This window comes from Corynebacterium aurimucosum (assembly GCF_046895345.1).
Lineage (GTDB): Bacteria > Actinomycetota > Actinomycetes > Mycobacteriales > Mycobacteriaceae > Corynebacterium > Corynebacterium aurimucosum_G.
The window spans coordinates 1,043,375-1,055,482 of the sequence record NZ_CP160096.1; the positions used below are offsets into that span (position 1 = coordinate 1,043,375).

The window sequence follows — 12,108 nt, forward strand, 5'->3', positions numbered from 1 at the left end:
TCGGCGGGCTACTTGCGTCCCGCTTCGTAGGCAGCGCCTACCTTGTACAGGCGGTCATCCTTGAACGCCGGTGCCATGATCTGCAGGCCGGTCGGCAGGTTAGTGTCGGACGCCAAGCCGGAGGGCACAGACATGCCGCACACGCCGGCAAGGTTCAGCGGCAGGGTGCAGAGGTCGAAGTTGTACATCTCCATCGGATCCTCAACCTTCTCCCCCAGCTTGAAGGCCGTGGTCGGGGTGGTTGGGGAAACAAGGACGTCGACCTGCTCGAAAGCGCGCTCAAAGTCCTGGGCGATGAGGGTACGTACACGCTGCGCTTGGAGGTAGTAGGCGTCGTAGTAGCCGACGGACAGTGCGTAGGTACCCAGCATGATGCGGCGCTTGACCTCCGGCCCGAAACCAGCCGCACGCGACAGGGACATGACCTCTTCAGCGGAGTGGGTTCCATCATCGCCGACGCGCAGGCCGTAGCGCATGCCGTCGAAGCGGGCCAGGTTGGAGGAGACCTCACACGGCATGATTAGGTAGTACGCCGCGAGAGCGTCATCGAAGTGCGGGCAGTCAACCTCAATGATCTCTGCGCCCTGAGACTTCAGCTGTTCAACCGCGGCGTGGTAGGCCTCCATCACACCCGGCTGCCAGCCGTCGCGCTCGAACTGCTTAATCAGGCCGACCTTGACGCCGGAAAGGTCTCCGTTGGCGCCTTCCTTGGCGGCCGCTACTACCGGAGCAACCGGCTTGTCCACAGAAGTCGCGTCGAAGGAGTCGTGGCCGGCAATGATTTCGTGCAGCAACGCGGTATCGAGGACTGTGCGCGCGGTCGGGCCCGCCTGGTCCAAGGAGCTTGCAGCAGCGATGAGGCCATAGCGAGACACCGTGCCATACGTCGGCTTCACGCCCACGGTGTTGGTCAGAGCGGCCGGCTGACGGATCGAGCCGCCGGTGTCAGTACCGATACCCAGCGGAGCCTGACCAGACGCGAGGGCCGCCGCGGTTCCACCACCGGAACCACCCGGGGTGCGCTCGGTGTCATACGGATTGTGAGCCGGGCCATAGGCGGAGTTCTCGTTGGAAGAACCCATCGCGAACTCATCGAGGTTCGTCTTACCCAAGATCGGAATGCCGGCCTCGCGCAGCTTGGTCACCAGCGTAGCGTCATAAGGTGACACCCAGCCCTCCAGCATCTTGGAGGCAGCGGTCGTGGGGGCGTCGGTAGTCACCAGCAGGTCCTTGAGGGCCAGCGGCACACCGGCCAACGCGGAAGCCGGCTCTTCGCCAGCGTCGAGGGACTTGTCGACGGCGTCGGCAGCCGCCAGTGCTTCCTCGGCGCCAACATGCAGGAAAGCGTTGAGCTCGCCATCGGTCTCCGCGATGCGATCCAAGAATGCCTGAGTAACTTCGCGGGAGGTGAGCTCACGGGAGTGGATCTTCTCAGCCAGTTCGGCGGCGGTCAGCGCGGTAATGCCCTCGGTGGGCGCAATGAATTGTGCCATTCTTATTCGTCTCCTCCACCCAGAATCTGCGGAACCATGAAGCGGTCTTCATCAGCTGCGGGGGCCTGGTCCAAGGCCTGCTCGGCAGTGAGGGTTCGCACGACAACGTCCTCGCGCATTGGGGCATGTACGGAGTGCGGGTGCGACATCGGCTCCACACCTTCAGCCCCGACCTTGCCAACCGCGGACACGGAATCCACGATTTCGTCGATCTGCGCGGCGAACTGTTTCAGTTCTTCCTCGCTCAGGGCCAATCGCGACAGCTTTGCCAAGTGCGCGACCTCGTCACGCGAAATATCAGACACGCGAACTCCATCCTTTTATTCATTGAGACGGTTGATAGCTAGGCCCCCATGGTACTGCACGGCCGATGCCATGCCACCACCACTCCTCCCCTAAGTGATACTCAATACTATTGAATAGTATTCGATACCTTGGGTACCATCGATTGGGTTAGTAGAACCTATTATCCCTTGCTTAACCGCTTAGCTCCCCTAGAAAGAACGATATGTCGTACCTCGTCCGTGTCCTTCTCCCTGACACCCCCGGCAACCTTGGCCTTCTTGCCAACGCGATGGGCAGCATCGAGGCCAATATCCGCTCCGTCGACATCGTAGAAAACTTCCCCGACGGGACGGTCATGGACGACATTGTCTTAGATCTTCCCCAGACAACCATGGCGGATGAGATCATCACGGCAGCCCAGGCCGTGGAAGGCGTAGAAATTGATTCCATCCGTCCGTTCAGCGGCCGCGTTGACCGCCGCGGGCAGATCCATGTGCTGGCAAAGGTTGCCTCGCAGCGCAACGTAACCGCCGCGATGAAGGAAGTCTGCGCCGCCATTCCCAAGGCACTGACCTCCAATTGGGCCATCGTCATTGCGAACGATGAGAAGATCAGCCGCATTGCCGCCTCTGACGCCGCGCCTGCCGACGATGGCTCGATCCCCACCGACCTCAACATCACCTCCGCCCGCGTGCTCAATCCGGAGAAGGACACGTGGATCCCGGAGTCGTGGACCCTCATCGAATCCGCACTGGCGGCCGCTCCCCTCGTAGGCACGAACTATGTCGTGGTGATGGGCCGCGTTGGCGGGCCCGATTATCTCGCTTCCGAGGTCGAGCACTTGGGTGACTTGGGCGCCATCTTGGGGGCCTTCCTCACCTAGCTCGACCTAGCGATCGAGCAATAAGCTGAGGCCCGCGGCGACGTCAGGAACCACGTGGTCTACCTCGTCGGTGATGTGTGTTCCTGGGAACGTGAAGGACTCGGTAGCGATGGAATGCATCGAGAGATCGTTGAAGCTATCGCCGAAGGCGTAGAGTTCAGCTCCTTCGTGGCCGAGGTGTCCAAGCAGCCGCGTCAACCCCTCGCCCTTATTGTGTCCAGGCGGCATGATGTCGTAGAAGTCGCAGTTGAAGGATGACTCGACTGCACAATTCGCACGGACCCACTCGTCGACTTCGCGGCGCAACTCGGCGCCGCCCGGAATCCACAGGGACATGAGAACGGTGCTGCGCTTGGCGACGTCCCCCGGATCCACCACTTCCGTATTCGCCACCATCGAAGATTCACGGCCAGCCAGCCCATCCCACACCACCTGGTCGGCTCCAGACAAGCCTGTGAGGTAGATATTCAATGGCAGCCCAGTGAAACGGTCGATGACGGCTTGGACGATATCACTAGGCAAGTGCTCCTCGTGGAGGACGGAGTAATCGCCGTCTGTGATGACGGTGCCGTTGTAGAGCACGTGGTAGTCCAGCTCCACCCCGAATGGCTCAAGGGTGTTGCGCGCATTGGCGATGGACTTGCCCGTCGCGGAGATCGCGAGGTTGCCAGCGGCGCGCCACTCAGCGATGGCTTGTTGTGTGGCCTCAGTTATGTCTTCGTTGACGTAAACGGTGCCATCCATGTCCAAAGCCGCAATCTTCATGCCCCGCAGTCTATTAGACCTTTCGCGGCCGAGTCCACCACCGCAGTGCACGCCTTCTGGATTTCGGGTTGCGCCCAGGGGAAGGTGAGGGAGACGTCGGCAAGCGCATGCATGGGTAAGTCATTGTGCCCGTCCCCGAAGGTGATGAGCTCAATGTCAGAGCGCTCAACGTCTAGGTGGTGAAGCAGCCAGGTCAAGGCAAAAGCCTTGTCGTGGCCGGGCGGCATGATGTCGAAGAAGTTGCGGTTCATCGCGGTACCTACCGGAAAGCGGTCCGTGACCCATTGCGCGATCTCTTTCTGCAGGCTTGGATCGTCCGGAGTCCACGCAGCGACGAGGGGAAAGACTTCTTCCTCGATGCGCTCGGGCGCGACCGGTACAGGCTCGCTGATGATGGGGTTGTGCACACCGGCCACGTTGCGGACGAGGTGCCCATCCGGACCTTCCAGGCGCGTGCAGTAAAGATCCAATGCCGGAATATCGCGAACCCGCTCATATACAGCGCGGACTACCTCTGGCGGCACGTGGCTTTCATAGAGCAGTTCATAGGAGCCATCCATGATAACGGTGCCATTGCATAGCAAGTAATAGTCGAACTCGATGCCAAAGGGCTCAAGGGCACGCCGCGCCGAGTGGGGCGATTTACCCGTGGCCACGACCGCAAGATTGCCCGCAGCGCGCCACCGAGCAATCGCTTCCGGCACCTCGTCGGGCATGTGCCCGTCAAAGTAGATGGTGCCATCCAAGTCGAAGGCGGCTAGCTTCATGCCCCGCCCGTCTCGAGAAGCCGGTTAAAGCCCTCCTCATCCAAGATGGTCAGCCCCAGATCGCGGGCTTTCTGTTCCTTGGATCCGGCATTCTCTCCAACCACGACGTAGTTCGTCTTCTTGGACACCGAACCGGACGCCTTTCCGCCACGGGTGATGATGGCTTCCTTGGCGGAATCGCGGGTGAAGTTCTCCAAGGTACCGGTCACCACGACGGTGATGCCTTCAAGCGTTTGCGCCGGTTTATCGCTGACTTCTTCTTCCATGGTGACCCCAGCGGCGGTCCACCTCTGCACGATGTTGTCGTGCCAGTCCACCTCGAACCATTGCTTGAATGATTCCGCGATGATGCTGCCCACTCCATCGGTATCTGCCAGCTCCTCCACCGATGCCGCGCGCAGCGCCTCCATGGAACCAAAGCGGGTGGCTAGCGCACGCGCCGCGATGGGGCCAACGTGGCGGATAGACAGCGCTACCAGCACTCGCCAGAACTCAGCCTGACGGGCCGTCTTGAGATTCTCCAGCAGCTTCTTGCCGGAGGCATTGAGCGCACCCTTCTGGGTGGTATAAACCGAGGATTTGAGGAGTGCTTCTTCATCAAGATCGAAGAGGTCCGCCTCATCCTTGAGCACGTCGGAGGATATCAGATCCGCGGCTGCCTTCTCCCCCAGCTCGCCAATATCGAGCGCCTTGCGGGAAGCGAGGTATTCCAGGCGCGCAGCTAGCTGGGCCGGGCAGCTGCGTGTATTCGGGCAACGCCAGTCTTGGTCGCCTTCTTTCTGTGGCGCCAGCTTCGTGCCGCAGGCAGGGCAATTCTCCGGGAAGACCCATTCGGTCTCGCTGCCATCGCGTTTGTCCAGGACGGGGCCTAAGACCTCGGGGATGATCTCTCCGGCCTTGCGGATGATGATGGTGTCCCCGATGAGAACGTTCTTGTTCTTAACCTCGAATTGGTTGTGCAGGGTGGCCATGGACACCGTCGAACCAGAAACGAAGACCGGCTCCATAATGGCGAAAGGCGTCACGCGTCCGGTACGTCCCACGCCGACCTCGATGTTGAGCAGCTTGGTGGTCACCTCTTCTGGTGGGTACTTGTAGGCAATTGCCCATCGCGGCGCGCGGGAGGTCGCGCCCAAGGCGCGCTGGCTGGCCAGGTCATCGACTTTGATGACGAGCCCATCCATCTCAAAGTAGGCGTCGTGGCGGTGCTCCTCCCAATAGGTCACGCGCTCCTGAACCTCTTTAGCGGTGGTTACCCGCTGGGTATAGGGAGAAACCGGGAAGCCCCAAGCCTCCAGGGCCTTGTAAGCATCGTGCTGCGAGGTGGGCTGGAACCCCTCACGTGCACCAATGCCGTGGCAAACCATGTGGAGTCGGCGCTTCTTGACGTCCTCTGGGTCCTTCATGCGCAGCCCGCCGGCAGCCGCATTACGGGGGTTGGCAAAGGTGGGCTTGCCGTCTTCGCGGCGCGCTGCGTTGATCTCTTCAAACTCATCCGGGCGCATGTACACTTCGCCGCGAACTTCCACCAGGGAGGGCACCGGATATTCTTCGGTTCCTGTCAGCTCGTGTGGAATATCAGGAATGACGCGCGCATTGGCAGTGATGTCCTCGCCCACACGACCATCACCGCGCGTGGCGGCCGTGGCGAGCTTGCCCTCGCGGTAGACCAAGTCAATGGACAGGCCATCAATCTTCAGCTCGGTCAAATACGCCTCGGCCGGGGTGCGGTCCAGCCAGTCCTGCAGCTCATCCGTACTGAAGACATTGTCCAAGCTGTACAGGCGTTCCAGGTGCTCGATATCTACAGCGCCCTCCGGGGCTGCGCCTACCTGCTGGGTAGGCGAATCCGGGGTCTGCAGCTCCGGGTGCTCTGCCTCCAGCGCTAACAAACGCTGGAAGAGCGCGTCAAAGTCCGCATCCGGAATCGACGGCTCACCGTTGTAGTACAACTCGCGGTGCTTGCGCACTTCCTGGGCAAGCTCGGACCATTCGCGTTGGATATCTACTGCTTCACTCACGAGTCACTAGTGTAGCGGGGCCGCCGGACATAGCATGTAGCTGGCCAAACGCCCTATCCACGCCACAGATATGACATCGGTAACGCCCATAGTTTGTCCCCCAAGGGCTGCACATAGGAAATCGGGGCCAAGACAAATCCGCCACGGAAACGGGGCCCTAGTTTCTCGCTTAGCGCACGCAGATGCCGAACCTGTCCTGCCTTGACTGTCGCACCGGATTTAATCTCAAGCGCAGCGATGCTATTGTCCGCGAATTCGATGACAACATCCGCTTCCATCCCGGCACTATCACGCCAGTGAAGAAGCTGATGCTGGTTTTCTGCCCAACCCTGCTGGGCAGAAAGCTCTTGAAGAACAAACCCTTCGACCAAATGCCCTAAGTGCGACTGCACCAGAGGATTCATGAGCATGTCTCGAGTTTGCCCTGCTAGCCAGGAAGCCAAACCCGAGTCAGTGACCCAACTTTTAGGTTTGGAGATCTCTCTCGAAGTCAGATTTGATTTCCACGCTTTCACTTGCGAGGAAAGAAACAGCCTTGACAAAGTATCGAGGTAGGAGCGAACAGTGGACGCTGGGATTTCCGCTTCACGTGCGAGTTTCGCCGGGACCAACTCTCCCGCCTGATGCGCTGCGAGTAGACGCAACAGCGATTGCAGCCTCCCCGGCTGTGCGCTTTCCCGGGATAGGGTTTCTTCAATCACCGTCACATGTGATACATAAGACTCGTACCAAGCTCGGCGCATCCGATCTTGCAGATCTAATGCAACCGGATAGCCGCCTTTGAGCACTTTGTCCACCAAGCCAGCTCGATCTACTTGTTCCGTAGGAACAGAACGCACAGGCAACCCGACAAGATCATCGAGCCTATCCACAAATGCTCCGTCACTGACCGTTTCACAAATCTCTTGTTGGCTCAGTGGGTGCAAATGGAGGTCAATAATTCTTCCTGCCAGAGAATCCTTCCTACCCACGCCCCGAGCAAAATCTGATGAACCAGTAATGATAAATCGACCTGGCCGGCGGTTCCTATCCACTTCAGCCTTTAACGGCAGTGTGAGCTCGGGAAGCCGCTGAATCTCATCGATAATCAGCGTTGCGTCACCACCTTGCTGCACAAAGGTCGTCGGATCTTCTTCCGCTAGTGAGAGAGCAGCAGGATCATCCAGCGTTACATACACCGCACGTTCAAGGCCGAGATGCCTTGTCAACGTCGACTTGCCAACCTGCCGCGCGCCCGTGACGTGGACAACGGGTGAGAAGGTCAATGCTTCTCGGGCAAAACCTTCCATGCCGCGCCTAATATACCGTTCCATAAATAGCACTCTACCTGCAGTTGGTCATTCTGCAAGAGTTCGTCCGTCATTCTGCAAGGGTTAGATCGTCATTCTGCAAAGGTTTGTCCGTCATTCTGCAGTACTTCCACAGTGCATGTCCGAGCCGGGCGCTAGAGTGTTGTCCATGAACTTCGACGCCACCCGCATGCTCTCCTTCGACCTTGAGACCACCTCCGTAAAGCCCAAAGAAGCCCGCATCGTCACCTCCGCCCTGGTGCGTATCGACGGGCGCGAAGTGGACAAGCGGGAAATGCTCGCTGACCCCGGCGTGGAAATCCCCGAGGAAGCCGCCAAGATCCACGGAATCACTACCGAGAAGGCCCGCGCGGAGGGTCGCCCGCACGAGGAGGTGCTCAAGGAAACGGTCGATTCCATCTATCAGGCCTGGGAGGAGGGGCTCACGCTCATTGTCTACAACGCCGCCTACGATCTCTCCGTCCTGCGCGCGTTGACCGGGGACTTCACGGTCAACGGTCCGGTGTTCGATCCTTTCGTCATCGATCGTGTTAAGGACAAGTGGCGCAAAGGCAAGCGCACCTTGGGAGAGGTTTCCGCACACTACGGCGTGGAGTTGAGCAACGCACATGAGGCGACTGCCGACGCTTTGGCGGCCGCCCGCGTGGCCTGGAAGCAGGTGCGCCAGCACTTCCCCGAGCTAGCACAGATGGATACCAACGAGCTCATGGAATACCAGGCCGTGGAGTGGTACAAGGACCGCGAGTCCTTCAAGAAGTACTTGGAGGGCCGCGGGCGCGATGCCTCGGACGTCTCTACCGCATGGCCGATGATTTCTTAAGCCCTACTCCCCTTGCCAGTGTTCTAGAGTTCTGGAATTCTAGAACACATGGAAATAACAGTCGAAGCACGCCTTGCCGAACTTGAAGCGCGCGTCGCCGCGCTTGAGGGACGCGCCAGCGCCGAAAACACCGACCCCGCTTCACCGGCCGCCACCCAACCAACCACAGAAAATTCGACCTACTGGCTCGTTGACGCCCTCGCGCCCAACGATCAGCTTCCCGATGGCTCCGTCATCTTCGGAGGAAACATCAACGTCGGCAAGCGCACTTATGCCTATCAATGGCAACGCCCCACTCACTTCGTCAGCGACGAAGAGTGGACGGAAAACCTCGAACGCCTTTCCGCCCTTGCACACCCCATCCGCGGTGACATGCTGCGCCGCCTTCTCGCCGCCCCTGCTACCGCCGCTGAGCTCGTCGAGGAAGGAATTGTTACCTCCACTGGCACCGCCTATCACCATCTCAGTGCCTTAACCAACGCCGGCTGGACCACAAAGACGAGCGGCGAGTACTCCATTCGCCCCGCCCGCGTTATCCCATTGCTCACCATCATCACCGCAAGCGAGGCTCACTAATGCGCCAGATTGTCTTAGCATCCATTACCGCCATTGCTGTTGCCGCAGTCCTCCTTGCCGCAGGTCCACGAAGAATAGCCCTGGCTCAAGACGAGACCGGCGATAATACCCTATCCCCCCAGCTGAAAGAACACTCCGAAACCGGCTTCCACAACCTCACTGTCTTCACCCTCCACGATGGCAAGGTTACGTTCGCGGGTCTGGGCAACGACGAACACACCGAAGTCGAAATCGGCTCGGTGACCAAGATGCTCACCGGCGAGCTTGCCCATCAGCTCGTCAAGGAGGGAAGGCTTAGCCCCGACACCACTGTGGGCGAGGTCCTCAACGTCGGTGGTTCGCCCGTCGCTGATGTCACTGTCCGAGAATTGCTCGACCACACCTCAGGCTTGCCACCCACGGCCAGCACGAACTTCCTCAGCAACCTCGTTTCTGTCATCACCGGAGCAAACCCCTACGAGGGCGAAACCGTCCACGACATTATGGCAGCCGCCACGAGGTCTAAGCTGGAAGACCGCGGGAAAGAGTCCTATTCCAACCTTGGATATGGCCTCCTAGGACACATTCTGGAGACCGTCGCTGGGCAGCCTTATGAGCAGATGCTCAAAGAACGCATCTTCGAGCCAGCCGGTATGACGGAAACCTACCTCATGACACCGGGCTCTGTGCCTGACGGCGCCCCACGCGGCCTCACCCCCACCGGCCGCCACGCTGAGCCGTGGGAGATGGAAGGCTCCGCACCCGCGGGAGCGATCCGCTCCACGGCAAGTGACATGGCCAAGTTCGCCGAGTGGTTCATGGACAACGGCGATACCGCCTACGGCTGGCAGCCGCCCAGCGAAGACAAACCTGGGTTCTGGCACAACGGCGGCACCTATGGCTATTCCACGATGCTCATCATCGATCCGGACACTAGGCGTGCCGCCTTCGCCAACAACGATTCCCTCGCCGGCACCGAAGACCTGGCCCAAGCTCTTTTCGACAAGCTCGTATCCTAAGGAGTCACCATGTTGCTCCCCCTCAGCATGATCATTATCATTGCATCTCTCCTTCGGTCGGCATGGAAGGCCTTCACCACCCCAGGAAAGACGGTCTATCGCGCTATTTCCGTAGCGATTACGGCCCTCGTTCTAATCGTCATCGGAAACTCCTTGCCCTGGAATGACGGTCTCCACTTCTTCTGGTGGTACGGCCTCGTCGCCGCATGTGCGCTGTACGCCGGCGCGGTGGCTTGGCGGGCTATGGACTCGAAGCCCGCAAACACAATCTAAGCCCTCCCGCAAACTGACGGTATGACTGCCCCCGCTCCCCGCACGGTCCACATCCATAACGTCGCCCCCACCGTAACTGCCACCCTTCAGAAGCGCGCTGGCGGCGCGAACCGTCGTCGGACCCTGAAGTGTCCCCGCTGCAAACGGGAATCGAGTCAAGGCTGCGGATGAGGTAGATAAGTTTGTTCGAGCCTTCCCAGTTCAAGATGATGAGGTCATCGAGTTTTGTCCCGTTCGGGTCATTGCTTGGGCCCTCAAAACGGATCTCGCGAACTACGCCAGGCTCGTGCGCCACTTGAATCTCGAGCTGGCGACGCTGCTTTCGCAACTTTGCCGGAATCTCTGCCATCTCTGCTACTTCCACTGCCTCTTGAGCAGCGCACACAGCTGCAACGCTACCCGGAACTTGACTAGTTCAGCGAGCACTGTATAGTTCAGCGCATGCTGACTATTGCTTCTCGTCTCGACGTGATGAACCGTCTGGGTCGTGCACTGGCCGACCCCACTCGATCCCGGATCATCTTGACTCTGCTCGACCACCCCGCTTACCCGGCGGAACTGTCCCGAGATCTGGACCTGACACGCTCGAATGTGTCGAATCACCTCGCATGCTTGCGCGATTGTGGGATTGTCGTCTCCGAGCCCGAGGGGCGTCGGACGCGATACGAGATCGCCGATCCGCACCTGGCACAGGCGCTGACTACATTGGTCGATGCCACCTTGGCAGTAGACGAAGACGCCCCGTGCATCGATCCCGCCTGCTCGCTTCCCGGGTGCTACGCAGCTGGGGAGGACGCATGATCCTCACCTCGGCCTTGCAGGCGATAGGCCTGTTCGCAGCTACCAACATCGACGACATCATCGTGCTCTCCCTCTTCTTCGCGCGAGGGGCAGGCCAGCGCGGCACCACCGCCCGCATTCTGGCCGGCCAGTACCTCGGATTCGCCGGCATCCTCGGTGCCGCGGTTCTAGTGACCATGGGCGCCGGAGCATTCCTGCCCTCGACAGCCATCCCGTACTTCGGTCTCATCCCTCTGTGCCTCGGCCTCTGGGCCGCATGGCAGGCCTGGCGCGGAGACGACGACGATGACGACGAGGCCAAGGTTGCCGGCAAGAAGGTCGGCGTGGGGACAGTCGCAGGCGTCACCTTTGCCAACGGTGGCGACAACATCGGCGTCTACACCCCTGTATTCCTCAGCGTGGAACCTCTCGCAGTAGTCGCCTACTGCGTTATCTTCCTCGCGCTCGTTGCGGTCCTGGTGGCCCTGGCAAAGTACGTCGCTACCCGCCCCCCGATCGCGGAAGTGCTCGAACGCTGGGAGCACATCCTCTTTCCCATCGTTCTCATCGGCCTCGGCATAGCGATCCTCGTCAGCGGCGGAGCCTTCGGGCTCTGACGTAGCAACTGCGTTCCAAACGGCCCCGACCGGGCGCACCCCTCTCGGTTCAGACCCCAACAACTACCCGCAGCCAGTCCTGCGCGATCGCAGCAACAAGACCGCCATGGAGCGCTACAAGACCCCGCCACCCAGCGAACGAAGCCACCACCGGCTGGCCCTCAACAACGAGGACGAAGCCCGTGGCCTAGAGGTCGTGGGCGAGAGCCGAAATTGGACCTAAAACGACGTTGAGACCAAGAAAAAATGACCCCTCCAAACGAAGGGAGTGGGTCATTTTTTCGTTCGCGGCTATTTTTTGGCTGGCAGGAGGTTTCGTAAAAAGATTGGAGTGGTTTCGTGAAAGCCCCCAAACGCGCCGCCTTCGTCAACAACGATTCCCTCGCCGTCGCCGTTATCGGACTTGCCATGCCCTGGTATGACGGCCTCCACTTCTTCTGGTGGTATGGCCTCGTCGCCGCATGTGCTGTGTACGCCGCCGCGGTGGCCTGGCGGGCCGGCGAGGCAAAAAGTTCCTAAG

14 protein-coding genes are annotated in these 12,108 nt (G+C 60.0%); 8 read left to right on the top strand and 6 right to left on the bottom strand.

Annotated features, from left to right (window positions below; translation table 11 throughout):
- Positions 1-8 precede the first annotated feature (8 nt).
- Both gatA and gatC read right to left on the bottom strand, forming a co-directional pair.
- On the bottom strand, positions 9-1,493 hold the full coding sequence (gene gatA, locus ABZS45_RS05065) for an Asp-tRNA(Asn)/Glu-tRNA(Gln) amidotransferase subunit GatA (protein ID WP_412100910.1): 1,485 nt from the start codon (positions 1,491-1,493) through the stop codon (positions 9-11).
- Positions 1,494-1,495: 2 nt separating this feature from the next.
- A complete protein-coding gene (gene gatC / locus ABZS45_RS05070) occupies positions 1,496-1,798 on the bottom strand; it encodes an Asp-tRNA(Asn)/Glu-tRNA(Gln) amidotransferase subunit GatC (RefSeq protein WP_412100911.1) in 303 nt (100 codons plus the stop codon).
- A gap of 203 nt (positions 1,799-2,001) precedes the next feature.
- Between gatC and ABZS45_RS05075 the strand changes: the two genes are divergently transcribed.
- A complete protein-coding gene (locus ABZS45_RS05075) occupies positions 2,002-2,661 on the top strand; it encodes an amino acid-binding ACT domain protein (protein WP_412100912.1) in 660 nt (219 codons plus the stop codon).
- 6 nt (positions 2,662-2,667) lie between these two features.
- Here ABZS45_RS05075 and ABZS45_RS05080 read toward each other — a convergent pair whose 3' ends face one another.
- The 4 genes from ABZS45_RS05080 to ABZS45_RS05095 are packed head-to-tail and all read right to left on the bottom strand — an operon-like array spanning position 2,668 to position 7,527.
- On the bottom strand, positions 2,668-3,426 hold the full coding sequence (locus ABZS45_RS05080) for an HAD hydrolase family protein (RefSeq protein ID WP_412100913.1): 759 nt from the start codon (positions 3,424-3,426) through the stop codon (positions 2,668-2,670).
- Positions 3,423-4,193 carry an HAD family hydrolase gene (locus tag ABZS45_RS05085; RefSeq protein ID WP_412100914.1) on the bottom strand — a complete coding sequence of 257 codons (771 nt, stop codon included), beginning with the start codon at positions 4,191-4,193 and terminating at the stop codon, positions 3,423-3,425. The genes ABZS45_RS05080 and ABZS45_RS05085 overlap by 4 nt, the downstream gene beginning before the upstream one ends.
- Positions 4,190-6,214: an NAD-dependent DNA ligase LigA gene (gene ligA / locus ABZS45_RS05090; protein WP_412100915.1), complete on the bottom strand. Its 2,025-nt coding sequence runs from the start codon at positions 6,212-6,214 to the stop codon at positions 4,190-4,192. Before ligA ends, ABZS45_RS05085 begins: the two co-directional genes overlap by 4 nt.
- Before the next feature lie 53 nt (positions 6,215-6,267).
- Entirely contained in the window at positions 6,268-7,527 is a 1,260-nt protein-coding gene (locus tag ABZS45_RS05095) for an ATP-binding protein (RefSeq protein WP_412100916.1), read from the bottom strand.
- Positions 7,528-7,672: 145 nt separating this feature from the next.
- Between ABZS45_RS05095 and ABZS45_RS05100 the strand changes: the two genes are divergently transcribed.
- The 7 genes from ABZS45_RS05100 (at position 7,673) to ABZS45_RS05130 (ending at position 12,107) form a co-directional block, all read left to right on the top strand.
- Positions 7,673-8,344 (top strand): 3'-5' exonuclease, encoded by a 672-nt coding sequence (locus ABZS45_RS05100; RefSeq protein WP_412100917.1) that lies wholly within the window; start codon positions 7,673-7,675, stop codon positions 8,342-8,344.
- 48 nt (positions 8,345-8,392) lie between these two features.
- Positions 8,393-8,920, top strand: a complete 528-nt coding sequence (locus tag ABZS45_RS05105) for an ArsR/SmtB family transcription factor (RefSeq protein WP_412100918.1) — start codon at positions 8,393-8,395, stop codon at positions 8,918-8,920.
- Entirely contained in the window at positions 8,920-9,918 is a 999-nt protein-coding gene (locus ABZS45_RS05110) for a serine hydrolase domain-containing protein (protein WP_412100919.1), read from the top strand. The genes ABZS45_RS05105 and ABZS45_RS05110 overlap by 1 nt, the downstream gene beginning before the upstream one ends.
- A 9-nt stretch (positions 9,919-9,927) precedes the next feature.
- Positions 9,928-10,191 (top strand): hypothetical protein, encoded by a 264-nt coding sequence (locus ABZS45_RS05115; protein ID WP_412100920.1) that lies wholly within the window; start codon positions 9,928-9,930, stop codon positions 10,189-10,191.
- 441 nt (positions 10,192-10,632) lie between these two features.
- Positions 10,633-10,992: a Cd(II)/Pb(II)-sensing metalloregulatory transcriptional regulator CmtR gene (cmtR, locus tag ABZS45_RS05120; RefSeq protein WP_092147900.1), complete on the top strand. Its 360-nt coding sequence runs from the start codon at positions 10,633-10,635 to the stop codon at positions 10,990-10,992.
- Positions 10,989-11,588 (top strand): cadmium resistance transporter, encoded by a 600-nt coding sequence (locus ABZS45_RS05125; protein WP_412100921.1) that lies wholly within the window; start codon positions 10,989-10,991, stop codon positions 11,586-11,588. The genes cmtR and ABZS45_RS05125 overlap by 4 nt, the downstream gene beginning before the upstream one ends.
- A gap of 339 nt (positions 11,589-11,927) precedes the next feature.
- Positions 11,928-12,107: a hypothetical protein gene (locus ABZS45_RS05130; protein WP_412100922.1), complete on the top strand. Its 180-nt coding sequence runs from the start codon at positions 11,928-11,930 to the stop codon at positions 12,105-12,107.
- Position 12,108: the final 1 nt, after the last annotated feature.